This window comes from Candidatus Regiella endosymbiont of Tuberolachnus salignus (assembly GCF_964020115.1).
Taxonomy (GTDB): domain Bacteria; phylum Pseudomonadota; class Gammaproteobacteria; order Enterobacterales; family Enterobacteriaceae; genus Regiella; species Regiella insecticola.
Genome location: NZ_OZ026542.1, coordinates 1,524,609 through 1,541,585 on the forward strand (window position 1 = coordinate 1,524,609; position 16,977 = coordinate 1,541,585).

The 16,977-nt window shown below is 42.3% G+C and carries 15 protein-coding genes and 1 pseudogene; 9 read left to right on the forward strand and 7 right to left on the reverse strand.

From position 1 onward, the window contains the following. Window positions 1-198: 198 nt before the first annotated feature. Window positions 199-906, reverse strand: coding sequence for a deoxyribonuclease I (endA, locus tag AACL30_RS07920; protein WP_339058276.1), 708 nt, complete (start codon window positions 904-906; stop codon window positions 199-201). Window positions 907-1,166: 260 nt separating this feature from the next. On the opposite strand from endA, the gene AACL30_RS07925 reads away from it, so the two are divergent. Then, entirely contained in the window at window positions 1,167-1,601 is a 435-nt protein-coding gene (locus AACL30_RS07925; protein WP_339058277.1) for a hypothetical protein, read from the forward strand. 185 nt (window positions 1,602-1,786) lie between these two features. Here the strand turns inward: AACL30_RS07925 and AACL30_RS07930 are convergent, their stop codons facing one another. Both AACL30_RS07930 and metK read right to left on the reverse strand, forming a co-directional pair. Then, window positions 1,787-2,983: a hypothetical protein gene (locus AACL30_RS07930; RefSeq protein WP_339058278.1), complete on the reverse strand. Its 1,197-nt coding sequence runs from the start codon at window positions 2,981-2,983 to the stop codon at window positions 1,787-1,789. 328 nt (window positions 2,984-3,311) lie between these two features. After that, on the reverse strand, window positions 3,312-4,481 hold the full coding sequence (gene metK / locus AACL30_RS07935) for a methionine adenosyltransferase (RefSeq protein WP_339058279.1): 1,170 nt from the start codon (window positions 4,479-4,481) through the stop codon (window positions 3,312-3,314). A 224-nt stretch (window positions 4,482-4,705) separates the two neighbouring features. Between metK and hemF the strand changes: the two genes are divergently transcribed. Further along, the gene (hemF, locus tag AACL30_RS07940; RefSeq protein ID WP_339058280.1) at window positions 4,706-5,635 is read left to right on the forward strand and encodes an oxygen-dependent coproporphyrinogen oxidase; all 930 of its coding nucleotides are present in this window, start codon (window positions 4,706-4,708) and stop codon (window positions 5,633-5,635) included. Window positions 5,636-5,658: 23 nt separating this feature from the next. Here the strand turns inward: hemF and hspQ are convergent, their stop codons facing one another. Next, the gene (gene hspQ, locus AACL30_RS07945; protein ID WP_006706070.1) at window positions 5,659-5,976 is read right to left on the reverse strand and encodes a heat shock protein HspQ; all 318 of its coding nucleotides are present in this window, start codon (window positions 5,974-5,976) and stop codon (window positions 5,659-5,661) included. A 593-nt stretch (window positions 5,977-6,569) separates the two neighbouring features. On the opposite strand from hspQ, the gene purH reads away from it, so the two are divergent. From purH to purD, 3 genes are all read left to right on the forward strand, one after another. After that, entirely contained in the window at window positions 6,570-8,189 is a 1,620-nt protein-coding gene (purH, locus tag AACL30_RS07950; protein ID WP_339058281.1) for a bifunctional phosphoribosylaminoimidazolecarboxamide formyltransferase/IMP cyclohydrolase, read from the forward strand. 82 nt (window positions 8,190-8,271) lie between these two features. After that, window positions 8,272-8,397, forward strand: a complete 126-nt coding sequence (locus tag AACL30_RS07955) for a hypothetical protein (RefSeq protein WP_339058282.1) — start codon at window positions 8,272-8,274, stop codon at window positions 8,395-8,397. Window positions 8,398-8,402: 5 nt separating this feature from the next. After that, a complete protein-coding gene (purD, locus tag AACL30_RS07960; protein ID WP_339058283.1) occupies window positions 8,403-9,704 on the forward strand; it encodes a phosphoribosylamine--glycine ligase in 1,302 nt (433 codons plus the stop codon). A gap of 275 nt (window positions 9,705-9,979) precedes the next feature. Here the strand turns inward: purD and AACL30_RS07965 are convergent. The 3 genes and pseudogenes from AACL30_RS07965 to hemE all read right to left on the reverse strand — a co-directional run. After that, window positions 9,980-10,249: pseudogene (locus AACL30_RS07965) on the reverse strand (HU family DNA-binding protein); the annotation flags it as partial. Between the two features lie 292 nt (window positions 10,250-10,541). After that, window positions 10,542-11,150, reverse strand: coding sequence for a YjaG family protein (locus AACL30_RS07970; RefSeq protein ID WP_339058284.1), 609 nt, complete (start codon window positions 11,148-11,150; stop codon window positions 10,542-10,544). A 127-nt stretch (window positions 11,151-11,277) separates the two neighbouring features. Then, window positions 11,278-12,396, reverse strand: coding sequence for a uroporphyrinogen decarboxylase (hemE, locus tag AACL30_RS07975; RefSeq protein ID WP_339058285.1), 1,119 nt, complete (start codon window positions 12,394-12,396; stop codon window positions 11,278-11,280). A gap of 331 nt (window positions 12,397-12,727) precedes the next feature. Between hemE and rsd the strand changes: the two genes are divergently transcribed. The 4 genes from rsd (at window position 12,728) to AACL30_RS07995 (ending at window position 16,977) form a co-directional block, all read left to right on the forward strand. Next, complete coding sequence (rsd, locus tag AACL30_RS07980) at window positions 12,728-13,210, forward strand: sigma D regulator (protein WP_339058286.1); 483 nt, start codon at window positions 12,728-12,730, stop codon at window positions 13,208-13,210. A 402-nt stretch (window positions 13,211-13,612) separates the two neighbouring features. Continuing rightward, window positions 13,613-15,583, forward strand: coding sequence for a phosphomethylpyrimidine synthase ThiC (thiC, locus tag AACL30_RS07985; protein WP_339058287.1), 1,971 nt, complete (start codon window positions 13,613-13,615; stop codon window positions 15,581-15,583). Beyond that, window positions 15,570-16,223: a thiamine phosphate synthase gene (thiE, locus tag AACL30_RS07990; protein WP_339058288.1), complete on the forward strand. Its 654-nt coding sequence runs from the start codon at window positions 15,570-15,572 to the stop codon at window positions 16,221-16,223. Before thiC ends, thiE begins: the two co-directional genes overlap by 14 nt. Next, entirely contained in the window at window positions 16,216-16,977 is a 762-nt protein-coding gene (locus AACL30_RS07995) for a HesA/MoeB/ThiF family protein (RefSeq protein WP_339058289.1), read from the forward strand. Before thiE ends, AACL30_RS07995 begins: the two co-directional genes overlap by 8 nt.

Sequence of the window (16,977 nt, forward strand, 5' to 3'; positions counted from 1 at the left end):
TGACGGATAAGTAAGAGAGAATAGGAATAGAGGATAAATACATCCAGGCTACACCTCTACCAATGATAGTATACCCACAGTCCTTCAAGTTGCCGCTAGGCGGCCAAGGCGACCGACCGATGAGCGTAGATAGACTACGTGATTCGGGCGAACACCCGCAGCCAACAACGCGGCAGCTTTAAAGACGAAGGGTATAGATTAATTTTTTCGGCGCTGACAAGCCTGTTGCACGTAGGGGTTGTGATTACCTTGGATCTGAGCAATCCTCGCTTCTCGCAGGCATTCCCATGCATCAACCGGATACTGTTTATCCCAAGCGGCAAATATCTTACTTTGCTGACTCGACAACTGCAAATGATAGTGATCACGCATATAAAAATAAGTGCGTGCAATGGCACCCCGAGCACGTGGCGGGGGATCTGCCTTTTTATTTTTAAAATCGATTTTCATTGCACAACGACCATATTGATTCTCCCCTCCATTCCATTGACTAAACATAAAATTACTTCGATCACCATTCACTTCGCCAATCGCCGGTTGCAGATTATGCAAATCGTTTTCCATCTGACGATATACCGGATCAGTGGTACAGTTTTTACGCCCCCCTTGTTGCCAACATTGATGTTGATGCCCAAACTGCCAGGCAGGCACTACATGTTCCCACTCAATTCGTTCGGCACGCTGGCTATTTTTACGCACCTGATAACCACAAGCAGCGAGATCAGGCACCCCTTTTTTTCCCTGCCAACGAATAGGGCAGCCACAATAAAAACTGCCAGGCACATCGCGGTGGATTTTAGCTGCAACAATTTTAGCTTGAGAAAAATTATTGATCTTTTGACTGTGACTGACTACTGAAAAAAAAGATGATGAGAAAATAAAAAATAACAAGGTTTTGCGAAGCATCTCTCAAAATAATCCAGGAAAAGAAAAGCCCGCAGACTATAGAAAATCATACCGCTAAGCAACGTAATAAATGTGACTATTCACTATTTCAAACGGCTGTCTCTATTTTCCACCATAAGCGGTTTTTGTAAGCATCGCGTGGAGTTTTGTTATTTAATGTCAATCGAAGTCAACAAAACAACATTTATCTCTCTAGCAAAAGTTATCTAAACATGATTATTGTATTAAATTGAATTGTTATTTAAAAAAGGAAACCCACGATGCCACATATTACAGCGTCATCAAGCCCAAACTCAGTATTTAATTTTTTACATGGAATAGCCTCTGTTTGTAATAAAGCTTTTTGTAAAACTTTTTATAGAGCAACAGGTTCTACTGAACAAGTATCTTTCCATAACAAAAATAAACATACACATACACATACACATACACATACACATACACAAATGAGACAGGCTGCAAATAAATTTTTAAATGGAGTTGTTGAATCTACAGTGAAGAAAGCTGTTCCTATAATAGAAGATATAAAAAATATTCTTGACCCGATAAACGATGTACTTATTATAAATGATAGTAATAAGCCTTTCACAGAAAAAACATTACCATGGCTTAGAATACAATGGAGAACATTATGTGATTGGTTAGAGAAGCAATGGAATTCTCTTGAGAAGAAACTTGATAAATTATTCTCTTAAATAAAATTTTTTAGTTACACATTTTATTCTATTATTTTCATCATGAGTTTAAAACCTGACAGTGATGTTTTTAAATTTAAAAAATAGAATAGTAAATTATTTTCAGTTAAATATAAAAAACGATTAAGCATCATGATGAAATTATTTTATTAAATTAAAAAAATTATTAGTAGTTATTATCATTATTAATGATTAACGCTATTGATGATTTTTTTAGCTTTATTTTTCAAATCATCAAGTGAAGGCAATGCTAATCCATAACTTTTTCTGGCTATATCATAGAATGTATCACAAATAGCCATATTTTCTTCGTAAGATCCTAATATTTGATTTTTTTTCAAAATTTTCAAGGTTTCGTAAACTAGCTTACTCACCAATCGCGTTATATTTTTCATGTTTTCAGAGATACTATTTGAACATAGAAAATTAACCAACGGCGCTTCATAAAGCGTAATACATTGCTCCCCTTTATTTTTCTTAATTTGCTTTTTTGTGTAAGTAAACATGTATTCTATTAAATATTCTGTAATTGTTTTTTGATCAAAATGACTTTTATAATAAGGCTCTATAATACCTTTAGCGATAATGTAGTTTACATTACATTTTTTTACGCTAAAGACTGACTCCGCTACCGCAGTGGAAATGGATTGCAGTAAAGATACCGTTGGTAGGTTATACTGAAGCGCATATTTTTTGTAATATAGCGAAAGAATATTATTAATTATTTTTTCTTTATTAGTATTAGATTGATTATGTACCATAAAATTATCGCTTAAAACCTGAGATAAAACCTCTCGCATAGCTATAATTTTCTTGGTACTCTGCATTTCAACAGATCGGCTACTAACCATACCTAACAAGCGTAGGGTATCAGATAATAAGCGCTCACATTGCTCATGATAATGCTCAAGAGGCAATGCCTTATTTTGTAACCGAAAATATTTCTTTTTAATTTGAGCCCGAGCTTGCTCTAACATGAAGCCGGCAGCAAAAACACAGAGATGCTCCCTGCTAACATTACTAAAATTGGGAGAAGATTTATGTATATCGTACCAGGCTCTTTCACAAAATAACGAACTAATCACCCCGTTTTCTTGTGCTTGCTTAAGATAAAATTCAGAGTATTTTGGGTTAGCAAACATAATATCAATAATCATTTTTTTGATTGATGCAATACCGATATTATTCCGTGTATTTTCGATGAGTTTTTGCTCTTGCTCATTAAACACAGAAAGAATACCATCACAGTCATCAGCAGATTGCTCATCCATACTCGCTACCGCCACTAAAATCTGATTCAGCTCAGTATCAAATGTAATATTACGGCTATGCTTTAAACGCTCGGGAGCTGTATCATGGTAGTCAGACGCTATAAAATTCATTGTGTATTCTCCATTAGAAATTACAGAGTATTTAATACCATTGCTTTTGAAAAATAAATATGCTTAGTTCAGCATCTGATAGTAATTGTTTTTTTTTGATAATTATCTTTGTGAATATAGCCGAATCAGCTTAATTTGATTCAAGGCGAAGGAGCGCAGACAGTACAAGTAGTACGGCAAGCGACGACAACACTTAAATCAAATTAAACTGATTTGGCTATACAAAGCACAGAATGATTAAGGTGGCTGGCAGTCAACAGCTTAAAAAGCTATAAAAAACCGACCATACAGTAGGTCGGCATCATTAAAAAATAAGTGATTTTTTCTTTTATTGGTGACTGACGTCGACAAGCCCTGCTTCTGCTCTGAGGAGTGCCGCTTTATCGGTTTTTTCCCAAGGAAAAGAATCACGACCAAAATGACCGTAGGCTGCTGTCTGACGATAAATCGGTTGTAACAAATCTAGCATCTGAATTAAACCATGCGGGCGTAAATCAAAAAATTCACGTACTAACTTGATCAATTTATCGTCGCTAATTTTTCCTGTACCGAAAGTCTCCACCATAATGGAGGTCGGTTCAGCGACACCAATAGCGTAGGAAATTTGAATTTCACAGCGATCAGCCAACTGCGCCGCGACAATGTTTTTTGCTACATAGCGCGCAGCATAAGCAGCAGAACGATCGACTTTAGACGGATCTTTACCCGAAAAAGCCCCACCGCCATGACGCGCCATCCCACCATAGGTATCGACGATAATTTTACGGCCGGTTAACCCACAATCGCCCATCGGGCCACCGATGATAAAACGCCCTGTCGGATTAATAAAATATTTCGTGTCTTTATTGAGCCATTTGGCAGGTAAAGTAGGTTTGATGATTTCATCCATTACCGCATCTTTTAACGCATCTAAGCTGATATCTTCACTGTGCTGCGTTGATAGCACTACCGTATCAATGCCAACGATAGCGTTATCTTTATATTGAAAGGTAACCTGACTTTTAGCATCGGGGCGCAACCAGGGTAACGTGCCATTTTTACGCATTGCAGCCTGACGTTGCATTAAACTATGTGCGTAAACAATGGGAGCCGGCATCAATTGATCGGTTTCATTAGTGGCATAACCGAACATTAATCCCTGATCACCCGCGCCCTGATCTTCAGGCTTTTCACGATCAACGCCTTGATTAATATCCGGCGACTGTTTGCCAATCGCACTTAATACCGCACAAGAGTTAGCATCAAAACCCATATCAGAATTGATATAACCAATTTCACGCACGGTATTACGTGTTATATCTTCAACATCTACCCAAGCACTGGTAGTAATTTCACCGCCTACTATCACCATACCGGTTTTAACATAAGTCTCGCACGCAACACGCGCAGTGCGATCTTGCTTTAAAATTGCATCCAGTACCGCATCGGAAATCTGGTCAGCAATTTTATCGGGATGCCCTTCTGAAACGGATTCTGATGTAAAGAGGTGTCCAGCCATTTTTTTACCTTAAAAGAGAGGATTAAAGAAATATTTGCAACCAATGTTAAATGAACTCACTTCTAAATGGCCACTTTTTTTTAATCAAAATATTTTTTAACCTTTGGAGTATTCATAATAACGCGCTAAAAAATTGTTCAAAATCTTCTTTAGAGCGACTAAAAATAAGAAATGGCGGTATACTCAGAAGCCAAAAGAATTCTCAATCCAATCAATTAAAGTTTATGAACCTATCTGATCAAGAAAAAAAACAAGTCAAAATTTTCCTTACCCATCTACAAGATAAAATCTGTAACGCACTGACACAACTGGATGAGAAAGAGAAATTTACAGAACAATGCTGGACGATGGAAGGCAAAAGTGACTGCCGCAGCAGGCTCATGACCAAGGGTAGATTATTCGAACAAGCCGGTGTGAATTTTTCTGATGTGTGTGGAAACGCACTACCGCACTCTGCTAGCTCACGCCGTCCCGAGCTAGCGGGTCGGGCTTTTCAAGCCATGGGCATTTCGGTGGTTATCCATCCGTTAAATCCTTATCTGCCAACCAGTCATGCTAATGTTCGTTTTTTTGTTGCTGAAAAACCAGGTGAAGAGCCCGTCTGGTGGTTTGGAGGCGGCTTTGATCTGACACCCTTTTATGGTTTTAAAGAAGATGCTATTCACTGGCATAAAACCGCTCAGGCACTCTGTAAACCTTTTGGTGAAGAAAAATACAGCCAATACAAAAAATGGTGTGATGACTATTTTTATATCAAACACCGTAATGAAGCGCGCGGGATCGGGGGGTTGTTTTTTGATGATCTCAATACTCCTGACTTCAATACTTGTTTCAATTTCATAAAAGCGGTCGGCGAAGGATTTCTCACCGCTTATCTGCCGATCGTTGAGAAACGCCGGAATATGACTTGGGGAAAAAAAGAACGAGAGTTCCAACTGTATCGTCGGGGTCGTTATGTGGAATTCAATTTAGTTTGGGATCGCGGTACACTTTTTGGGCTCCAAACAGGAGGGCGTAGTGAATCAATTTTAATGTCACTTCCCCCGCGAGTACGATGGGAATGCAACTATCAACCAGAAGCAGGGAGCCCGGAAGCGGAGCTGTATAATAATTTTCTAAAGCCAAAAGACTGGCTAGCCCAACAAAGCGTATAATTTTTTTAATATCAATAAAAAATTCAGTTACGCAGACGCGGCGCTTGTAACTGATTACGAATGGAAGCGGCCAATTCATCTAGTGAAGGCTGTTCTGGATGAATTTCTGACGCTTCATAAGCCAGCTGTATCTCAGCTAAATAAGTATGGATGGGTTGCCCGTCATCATCTTCCATCACCACATGATACCAAGGAGAAAAGCGCAAATCGTCATTATTGGCCAAATCGTCTGGTTGTGGTTGTTGGAGCGAATATTCAGGATCTATGTCAATGACTACCCCCAGGTAATCAAGCAGCTTATGACGAACTTGTTGGCCGATACCAAATTTGCTCACGATCATCAGAACCTCTGGAATAATGTTAAATAACTTTCACAAGGCTAATACAGTATATTTCATATTATCCCTATGTGAGGGTAATATAAGATATTTCAAGCCTGTATACCCTTCGCCTTTGAAGCCGCCGTGTTGTTGGCTGCGGGTGCTCGCCTCATGGTATGTCCACGCTCATCGGTCTCACACTCTCGCCTAGCGGCAACTTGAAGGACTGTGGGTATAGTAGTGAACTACTCTCCCTATTTCTAGCAAATTTCGCCTCTGGCGCATCACAGCAAAGCGATTCTATTTGCTGCCTCAGACACAGTGATTAAATTTGACGAGCATCACTTAATCGTTTTCGCTACAATTCGCATCACTTATTTTTCACTCTATACCCTTCGCCTTTGAAGCTGCCGTGTTGTTGGCTATATAATTTGATTCTGTGTTGTCGTCGCTTGCCGTACTATTTGTACTGTCTGCGCTCCTCCGCCTTGAATCAAATTAAACTGATTCGGCTATATATCCAGGCTCATCGGGTCTCACGCCCTGGCAGCCGAAGGCAACTTCAAGGGCTATGGGTATATTATTTGCAATAAAAAGCCAAGGAATTAAAAATCATGCAGCAAACTACCCCGCCTTCTACGTCTTCTTTTATCCCTATCCGCCGTGCTCTCATTAGTGTCTCTGACAAAACCGATATCGTTGAATTTGCTCAAGCGCTTTATGAAAATAATGTAGAACTCATTTCCACCGGTGGTACTGCCAGTTTATTACGAGAAGCCGGGCTAACCGTTGTCGACATTGCTGATTATACTGGTTTTCCTGAAATGATGGCGGGACGCGTTAAAACGCTGCATCCTAAAATACATGGCGGTATTTTAGCACGACGAAATCAAGATGAAGCCATTATGGCAGAACACAATATTCAAGCTATTGATATGGTAGTGGTGAATTTGTATCCCTTCGCGCAAACCGTTGCCAAAGCAGATTGCTCACTGGAAGAGGCCATTGAGAACATCGATATCGGTGGGCCCACGATGGTGCGTTCAGCCGCCAAAAATCATAAAGATGTGGCTATCGTCGTTAAAAACAGCGACTATCTGTCAATTATTAATGAGCTGAAAACAAATAATGGGGCCCTGACTGATACAACCCGTTTCAATCTGGCAGTGAAAGCGTTTGAGCATACCGCGGTTTATGACAGTATGATCGCCAATTATTTGGGTACACTGGTTTCTCCTTATCATGATGATACCGAGCAGCCTTGTGGTTTTTTCCCCCGAACCATCAACCTTAACTATATTAAAAAACAAAATATGCGTTACGGTGAAAACAGCCACCAGCAAGCGGCCTTTTACGTAGAAGACCAATGGCAAGAAGCGTCGGTTGCCAGCTCACAACAATTACAAGGCAAACCGCTTTCTTATAACAATATTGCGGATAGCGACGCGGCGCTAGAATGTATTAAAGCGTTCAGTGAACCTGCCTGTGTGATCGTAAAACATGCTAATCCCTGTGGTGTCGCTATCAGCGATGCTATTCTCAGTGCCTATGAAAAGGCTTACAAAACCGATCCCACTTCCGCTTTTGGCGGCATTATTGCTTTTAATCGCGAATTAGATGCCGATACAGCAACAACGATTATCGCAAAGCAATTTGTCGAAGTGATCATCGCCCCCAGTGTCAGCGAAAGTGCCAAAGCATTACTGGCTACGAAAAAGAATGTGCGGGTGCTAGTGTGTGGCCAGTGGCATGATCAAACACAAACAAAGGCTTTAGACTTTAAACGGGTTAACGGCGGGCTATTGGTGCAAGAGCGTGATCTTGGCATGGTGACAGAAACCGATTTACAAGTGGTTTCTCAACGTCAACCTAACCCAAAAGAATTACGTGATGCTTTATTTAGCTGGAAAGTGGCAAAGTTTGTAAAATCCAATGCCATTGTCTACGCCCGCGATAATATGACCATTGGTATAGGCGCAGGCCAAATGAGCCGAGTTTATTCGGCCAAAATTGCCAGCATTAAAGCAACAGATGAAAAATTGGCAGTAAAGGGTGCAGTGATGGCATCCGATGCGTTCTTTCCATTTCGCGATGCGATTGATGAGGCAGCCGCTGTCGGCATCAGTTGTATTATCCAACCTGGCGGCTCACTGCGTGATCAAGAGGTCATTGCCGCCGCCAATGAGCATAATATCGCCATGATTTTTACCGGTATGCGCCATTTCCGCCATTAGACCTGTATCCAAACCGTAGTTTGGAAACAGGTCTATACCCTTCGTCTTTGAAGCTGCCTTCGGCTGCCAGGGCGTGAGACCGATGAGCGTAGATAAACTACGTGATTCGGCGAACACCCGCAGCCAACAACGCGGCAGCTTCAAAGGCGAAGGGTATATTAAGTTAACATCCCCTTATTTTTCTAAACCGCATAATTTTACGGGATAATCCAGATGAATATTTTAATTATTGGTAATGGTGGACGCGAACATGCGCTCGGCTGGAAGGCAGCCCAATCACCTTTAGCGAAAAAAATTTATATCGCCCCAGGCAACGCAGGCACTGCGTTAGAGCCTAAATTAGAAAATATTGATATTGCAGCCACAGATATCAAAGGGTTATTGGCATTTGCCCAAAGTCATGCTATTGATTTGACGATTGTTGGCCCAGAAGCACCGTTAGTCATGGGAATTGTTGATACTTTTCGCGCCGCCAATCTAACGATATTTGGCCCGACCCAAGCCGCGGCGCAATTAGAAGGCTCTAAAGCTTTCACCAAAGATTTTCTAGCGCGTCATCAAATCCCAACCGCTGAATACCAAAACTTTACTGATGTTGAAGCAGCCTTAGCTTACGTTCGTCAAAAAGGGGCTCCCATAGTGATTAAAGCCGATGGATTGGCGGCTGGAAAAGGGGTTGTGGTCGCCATGACACTGGCAGAAGCTGAAGCCGCGGTGAATGATATGCTGGCGGGTAATGTTTTTGGTCATGCTGGCCATCGTATCGTTATCGAAGAATTTCTCCAAGGTGAAGAAGCGAGCTTTATCGTTATGGTCGATGGTGAACATATCTTACCTATGGCCACCAGCCAAGATCATAAGCGTGTTGCAGATGGCGATAACGGACTCAATACCGGTGGCATGGGGGCTTATTCACCGGCACCAGTGGTCACAGATGAGATCCATCAACGGATCATGGAGCAAATTATCTGGCCAACAGTACGTGGCATGGCAGCCGAAGGACACATTTATACTGGTTTTTTATACGCCGGTTTAATGATTTCGGCTGACGGAAAACCGAAAGTGATTGAATTTAATTGCCGCTTGGGCGATCCAGAAACTCAGCCCATTATGTTACGTCTGCAATCTGATTTAGTCGAACTTTGTTTAGCCGGTGCACAAGGAAAATTGGATGAAAAAAAATCTGAGTGGCATCAATACTGTGCATTAGGTGTCGTCATGGCCGCCGAAGGTTATCCGAGTACTTACCGTAAGGGAGATATTATTGAAGGTTTACCGCTGCCCTTACCACAACAACAAGTAGATAATAATGAAAAAGTATTTCACGCAGGAACCTGTTTCAATGACAGTAAACAGCTAGTGACTAACGGGGGACGGGTTCTTTGTGTAACAGCTCTCGGCACTACTGTCGCAGAGGCGCAAGAAAAGGCGTATCGATTGACTAAAAATATTCGCTGGCCAGGGAGTTTTTGCCGTACCGATATTGGCTATCGCGCTATAGCCAAATCATTCTAACTTGATTTAAATGTTGTCGTCGCTTGCCGTACTATTTGTACTGTTTGTGCTCCTCCGCCTTGAATCAAATTAGACTGATTCAGTTATATGGCGCGCGATCAATAAATTTTATAAATAAAGAGAGGGATGGTTAATCCCTCTCTTTATTTATCATTACTTTTATTGAATCAAGTTTATTTCTTACCCGTATTATCTTTTTTATCTGAAGATTTTGACCCTTTACCTGCAGAAGATGATTTCCCTGTAGTTTTTCTCCCTTTAGCTTCAGAAGGTGGTTCCACTTTATCTTTTAAACCCTTACCTGCAATAAAAGCAGGAACAATCTTCTCTGGAATTTTTAATGGCGCACCGGTTTGTGGATTACGGCCAGTACGTGCTTGGCGTTTATTGGTTTTAAACGTGCCAAAACCAACTATCTGCACTGCATCACCCTCTTTCAAAGAGTCACTAATGCTATCCAGAACAGCTTCTACAGCAGCTCTAGCATCAGTCTTGCTACTACCTATTTTCTCTGCAACTTTATCAATCAATTGCGTCTTATTCATAAACTATCCTTAAAATAAATTTATCGTATGTCACTATCTAGCACTAAGAACACGCTTAGAGCCTATTCGAAATCTTTTGTGCTCGCTAATACTTCGTCAAAAAGAAAGCTCAAAATACCCATTTACTTTGTGTAAACTGCGGTTTCACTCATTTTTTCATCAATTGAGCATCACTAAAAAAGATTTTGAATAGGCTCTTAGGCATACAGGCACTAGGTACTCGTTCTTCAGCCTCCCAATGTAGAACAGACAGGCTCTGCTGTGAAGTCTTCAGACACCTCAAATTGAGGGTTTAATCACGTTTTTTCTTTAATTGCATTAAATTTATACCAATATTACTCACTGCCGCTTCTTTTATTTTAGATCGCAACCCTTTGATAAGATCGAGATCAGGTTTTTTACAATCAACTAGTCGACGAAAAATCTCCCATTGAATATCCCATTCCTCCATCACAGCCGGCAACATCTTCAATTCATCCTCCGTCATTTCTTTACCCACCAGCGTCATCGCCAACATCGCCACTGTACGTACAGAAACTTCGCTAATAGTGACAGTGTGATACAAAGTTTCACCACTCAAATGAGCATGAACAACTTCACTCAACGCAATACAAGCATCAATCGCAGGATAAACTCCGTAAATCGAATCACTTTCCGCCAAAGGAATAAGGCCTTCTAATTTTTCAAGTTGATGATCAAAATTTACCTTAACATTCTTTACCAGTAAAGTTTCCCACAGTAAATCCAGAATGCAGCGATAAACCCTAGCATCACCAAAGCCCGTTTCTAAACAAAATTTATAATAATTGGGATACATCCGCTCACATAGACAAACCATAAACGTCAGACTTTGCCAATTTTTCAACTTTTCGAAACGAGCATGAATCGGATTACGTAACATCATATCTTCTCTAACATTTATCCTTTTCTATCATCGGCAATAAGATAGCTAAAATGACAGAACATATACCCAGGCTCCTTTTCGTTGCAGCCAAAAACGCATCAGCTTCAAAGACAAAGAGTATAACCTATGACAGCAAGGGTGCCCCACTCAGTGCTAATGTATCAGTAACCGATTGATGATATTGACGAGAAAAACTATGGACCGCGTTAACGAATACGTCAACATTTTCTGGCAATGTATCCTGAAGGATCCCGTGGCCTAAATTAAATACGTGGCCACTTCCTTCACCATAACCCGCCAAAATACTACTCACTTCTTGCCGAATACGTTCTGGCTGAGCACATAAAATATGAGGATCCATATTACCTTGTAACGCCACTTTATCGCCTACCTGACGGCGGGCACTAGCAATATCAGTTGTCCAATCTAACCCTATAGCATCACAGCCTGTTGATACTATTTCTTCCAACCAGTGCCCACCACCTTTAGTAAATAGGGTGACAGGCACAGGGTGCCCTTCATGTTCACGAAGCAATTCCAACAAAATTTTTTTCATATAGTGCGAAGAAAATGTTTGATAACCTTTGGTGGTTAATAAGCCTCCCCAGGTATCAAAAATCATCACAGATTGCGCCCCAGCCTTGATTTGTGCATTTAAATATTGAGTGACGGTTTTGGTCAGTTTTTCCAATAATAACTTTAGACTCTCTGGGTCATCCCACATCATTTTTTTTATTTTAGTAAAATTTTTATTTTTGCAGCTACCTCCTTCGACCATATAAGTTGCCAGTGTCCATGGGCTGCCGGAAAAACCAATCAAGGGCAGACTACCGGCCAATTCATGTCGAACCCTTCGTACCGCATCCATCACATAACCTAATTCTTGTTCTGGATCAGGATTAGGAAGCTTCTCCACATCCGCTCGGCACGTTATCGGTTTGCCAAAACGCGGGCCTTCACCCTCAACAAAATAGAGTTCAAGCCCCATAGCATCAGGAATTGTTAAAATATCAGAAAATACAATGGCGGCATCTAATAAGGGATAACGTCGCAAAGGTTGCATCGTAACTTCACAAGCTAATTCTGGATTTTTACACAATGACATAAAATCACCCGCCTTCTTGCGGATATCTTGATATTCCGGTAAATAGCGACCGGCTTGGCGCATCATCCATACCGGGGTAATATCAACAGGTTGGCGCAGCAAAGCGCGCAGATAGCGATCATTTTTTAATTTATTCATAAAATGGCTTCCCAAATTATATCCTTGTTGCACAACATTAGCTTCACTGGCACTCTAGCACCTGGATTATTACATTTGAATTGTTACATTTTAGAATGTTACATATATACCACAGTCTTTGAAGTTGCCGCTAAGCGGCCAGGGCGTGCAACCCGATGAGCGTAGACCTACTATGTGATTCGAGCGAATGTGTGATTCGGGCGAATGTCCGCAGCCAACAACGCGGTGGCTTCAAAGGCGAAAGGTATAGCAGCCCGCTATCAAAATCGTAGCCAATGCTAACAAAAGGCTGTTTCACTTACCGTCATATTAATAACTCACGGAATCGACTATGCTCAACCGACTGAAAAACCTAACTCAACGTGTTGGTGGCAGTAATAAATGCATTGATCAATGGCTTCATGCACGTAAAGAACTACTCGTCACCTATTGCACCGTTATCGGTGTAAAACCGCAAAAAACGAAGCATACTCCATTCAATGAAAAAGCGCTGGAGAATTTTAGTCAGAATTTGATCGATTATCTTTTGGCGGGTCATTTTCAGATCTACGATACCATTATCAAACAAGCAGAGGGACAATCTAGTCCTAAAATGGCGCTCACTACTGAAATTTATCCCAAGTTAAAAAATAATACCGAACATATCATGAAATGGCACGATAATTACCTCAACGTGACCATCGATGATGAAAGTTACTCAAAACTTAACCTGGCATTGTCCGATATTGGTGAAGCACTTGACACACGTTTTAAGCTCGAAGATCAATTGATTCATTGGGCATGGCAAGCTGTAGCACCAGAAAGTAAAAAGTAAGGATATAACCAACAAGACTTGTGGTTTTTATTCCTTCTCCTATACTAGGCGTTCTTGTCGGAGTGCCTAGTGTGACTATTATACCCTTCGCCTTTGAAGCCGCCGCGTTGTTTGCTGCGGGTGTTCACCGAATCACGTAGTATGTCTACGCTCATCGGTCGATCGCACTGGCAGCCAAAGGCAACTTCAAAGGCGAAGGGTACTCACAGGCTGAGACCGTTAATTCGGGATCCGCGGAACCTGATCGGGTTAATACCCGCGAAGGGAACAAGAGTAATTTATCGTTAATCAGCGAGCACAAGAACAGCTATCTTAACTAGTACCATTACTCCCTCCCGCCATACTCCAGACAAGCAATTTTCTCCGTAGATAAATTTTCTCGATAATCAACAGGAATTTGCTGTGTCTAAAACTATAATACCGCCCCATCAAGCTATTACACGCCCACGTAAACAGCAACGTGATGCTGCTGAGCAGTTTATTACTACGCTAAAAGGGATTACTTTTCCCAATTCTAAACGTATTTATCAATCCGGCTCACGGCCAGATATTCGAGTCCCTATGCGTGAAATTCAACAAAGTGCTACATTGATTTCAGGCAAAAATCACCCCCCCTCTTACCAAAATAATCCCGCGATCCCGGTTTACGATACCTCCGGCCCCTATGGTGATCCTCAATCTAAATTAGATGTGCATATTGGCTTGCCTAAACTACGTGCTAATTGGATCAAAGAACGACAAGATACCGAAGCATTACTAACAGTTAGCTCTGGTTTTACTCAACAACGTTTGGCTGATGAAGGGCTTGATCATCTACGTTTCGAACAACTCCCACGGCCGATAAAAGCCATGACGAATCGATGTGTTACCCAGTTACATTATGCCCGTGCCGGTATCATCACTCCTGAAATGGAATTTATCGCCATTCGTGAAAATATGAACCGCGAAAAAATCACCAGTGAACTATTACTCCAACAACATACTGGGCAAGCCTTCGGTGCCAATCTGCCAAAAAACATTACTGCAGAATTTGTCCGGCAAGAAGTTGCTGCTGGACGCGCGATTATCCCTGCAAATATTAATCACCCTGAATCAGAGCCCATGATCATTGGTCGTAACTTTTTAGTCAAAGTGAATGCCAATATCGGCAATTCTGCCGTCAGCTCTTCTATCGAAGAAGAAGTAGAAAAATTGGTGTGGGCAACCCGTTGGGGGGCGGATACCGTGATGGATTTATCAACCGGGCGTTATATTCACGAAACACGTGAATGGATCTTGCGCAACAGCCCAGTGCCGATAGGGACGGTGCCAATTTATCAAGCATTAGAAAAAGTCAACGGCGTTGCTGAGGATCTAAATTGGGAAATATTTCGTGACACATTATTAGAGCAAGCAGAACAAGGCGTTGATTATTTCACCATCCATGCAGGGGTATTGCTGCGTTATGTGCCTATGACCGCCAAGCGTTTGACCGGTATTGTCTCCCGTGGCGGCTCTATCATGGCAAAGTGGTGTTTGTCTCATCATCAAGAAAATTTTTTGTATGAGCATTTCAAAGAAATTTGCCAAATTTGTGCCGCCTATGATGTTTCACTTTCACTCGGTGATGGATTGCGCCCAGGCTCTATTCAAGATGCCAATGATGAGGCGCAATTTGCAGAGCTGTATACCTTGGGCGAACTAACAAAAATTGCCTGGCAATATGATGTACAAGTGATGATCGAAGGACCTGGGCACGTGCCCATGCAGATGATCCGCCGTAATATGGCAGAAGAATTAGCGCACTGCCATGAAGCACCTTTCTACACATTAGGGCCACTGACCACCGATATCGCCCCTGGCTATGATCATTTTACTTCGGGGATTGGCGCCGCGATAATCGGATGGTTTGGTTGCGCTATGTTGTGTTATGTCACGCCCAAAGAGCATTTGGGTCTGCCAAATAAAGAAGATGTCAAACAAGGGCTGATTACCTACAAAATTGCCGCCCATGCTGCTGATTTAGCAAAAGGACACCCCGGGGCGCAGATCCGTGATAACGCCCTGTCAAAAGCACGTTTTGAATTTCGTTGGGAAGATCAGTTTAATTTATCCCTCGACCCTGCTACCGCCCGCGCCTATCACGATGAGACCCTGCCACAAGAATCTGGCAAAGTCGCTCACTTTTGTTCTATGTGCGGGCCAAAATTTTGCTCGATGAAAATTTCACAAGAAATACGTGACTATGCTGCCGTACAAGAAATAGCCGCACAACCAATACAGATACAACAAGACGGCATGGCAAAAATGGCAGCAGCATTCCGTTCTAACGGCGGTGAACTGTATCAGGCAGCAGTCAATTTACCGACAGGGGCAACCAATGAATCTTCCTGACGCCCCTTTTGCCAATACCTCATGCCGATTGGGTCTGTACCCCGTGGTGGATTCACTAACCTGGATCAACCGCATGTTGGATAGTGGGGTAACTAGCTTACAATTGCGTATTAAGCATTTAGCAGCGATACAGCTAGAAAAAACCATCGTTAGCGCCATTTCACTGAGTCAACAGTATCCAGACGCGAAACTTTTTATTAATGACTATTGGCAACTGGCTATCAAACACCAAGCCTATGGCGTGCATTTAGGGCAAGAGGATCTCAGCACTGCCGATCTCAGTGCTATGCAAGCTGCTGGCTTGCGGCTCGGTATTTCAACCCATGACGAGCAAGAATTAGCACAAGCGCGCCAAATACGACCCTCTTATATCGCCCTCGGTCATATTTTTCCTACGCAAACGAAGCAAATGCCGTCTTCACCGCAGGGGCTAGCAGCATTAAAACGTCAAGTGAAAAATACGCCTGATTACCCAACTGTCGCTATTGGGGGGATCAGTATTGAGCGTGTGCTACCGGTATTGGCATGCGGAGTGGGGGGGGTAGCCGTCGTGAGTGCCATCACCAAAGCCGCCGATTGGCGTCAGGCAACAGCGGCGTTATTGCGCCTGATCGAAAATCAGGATATCGCTTATGGATGATAGTGATTTTTTACGTTACAGCCGCCAACTGATGTTAGAAGAGATAAATTATCAAGGACAGCATCAATTACAGCGTGCTCACGTACTTATCGTGGGTCTTGGCGGGCTAGGATCCCCTGCGGCGCTTTATTTAGCCGCCGCAGGGGTGGGCACATTATCACTCGCAGATGATGATCGGCTGGATTTGACTAATTTATCACGCCAGATCCTGTATCGCACTGCCGATATTGGTCAGAGTAAAGCCAAACGCGCCAGCGCCCATTTGCATCAACTCAATCCGCAGATCACTATCCGCGTTATCAACAATAGACTGACGGAAGAAAATTTAGCGAAGGGGATCAAAGACGTTGATTTAGTACTCGATTGCAGTGATAACTTGCCAACACGTTATCACATCAATTCCGCCTGTATTAGCGCGCAAAAAACGCTAATCAGCGGCAGCGCCATCGGTTTTAACGGACAACTATTGGTTATCGAGCCCCCCTATCGCTATGGTTGCTACGCATGCCTGTATCCCAATCAAAAAATCGCGCCAAACAACTGCCGTACAGCAGGGGTATTAGGTCCTGTGGTTGGCGTTATCGGCACATTACAAGCATTGGAAGCGATCAAAATTCTAGCGGGGCTCCCTTCCGCCCTCAGTGGAAAACTCGGTTTATTTAATGGCAAAAAAAACAGTTGGCGTCACTTGCAATTAAGTCGTTCAAGCCACTGTGCAGTTTGTGGCGTAATAAAACAACCAGGTGAAAAATAA

Excerpts from the sequence above, each read along its gene's own strand:
- endA (WP_339058276.1), bottom strand. The coding sequence starts at position 906 with ATGCTTCGCAAAACCTTGTTATTTTTTATTTTCTCATCATCTTTTTTT.
- AACL30_RS07925 (WP_339058277.1), top strand. The coding sequence starts at position 1,167 with ATGCCACATATTACAGCGTCATCAAGCCCAAACTCAGTATTTAATTTT.
- AACL30_RS07930 (WP_339058278.1), bottom strand. The coding sequence starts at position 2,983 with ATGAATTTTATAGCGTCTGACTACCATGATACAGCTCCCGAGCGTTTA.
- metK (WP_339058279.1), bottom strand. The coding sequence starts at position 4,481 with ATGGCTGGACACCTCTTTACATCAGAATCCGTTTCAGAAGGGCATCCC.
- hemF (WP_339058280.1), top strand. The coding sequence starts at position 4,706 with ATGAACCTATCTGATCAAGAAAAAAAACAAGTCAAAATTTTCCTTACC.
- hspQ (WP_006706070.1), bottom strand. The coding sequence starts at position 5,976 with ATGATCGTGAGCAAATTTGGTATCGGCCAACAAGTTCGTCATAAGCTG.
- purH (WP_339058281.1), top strand. The coding sequence starts at position 6,570 with ATGCAGCAAACTACCCCGCCTTCTACGTCTTCTTTTATCCCTATCCGC.
- AACL30_RS07955 (WP_339058282.1), top strand. The coding sequence starts at position 8,272 with ATGAGCGTAGATAAACTACGTGATTCGGCGAACACCCGCAGCCAACAA.
- purD (WP_339058283.1), top strand. The coding sequence starts at position 8,403 with ATGAATATTTTAATTATTGGTAATGGTGGACGCGAACATGCGCTCGGC.
- AACL30_RS07970 (WP_339058284.1), bottom strand. The coding sequence starts at position 11,150 with ATGTTACGTAATCCGATTCATGCTCGTTTCGAAAAGTTGAAAAATTGG.
- hemE (WP_339058285.1), bottom strand. The coding sequence starts at position 12,396 with ATGAATAAATTAAAAAATGATCGCTATCTGCGCGCTTTGCTGCGCCAA.
- rsd (WP_339058286.1), top strand. The coding sequence starts at position 12,728 with ATGCTCAACCGACTGAAAAACCTAACTCAACGTGTTGGTGGCAGTAAT.
- thiE (WP_339058288.1), top strand. The coding sequence starts at position 15,570 with ATGAATCTTCCTGACGCCCCTTTTGCCAATACCTCATGCCGATTGGGT.
- AACL30_RS07995 (WP_339058289.1), top strand. The coding sequence starts at position 16,216 with ATGGATGATAGTGATTTTTTACGTTACAGCCGCCAACTGATGTTAGAA.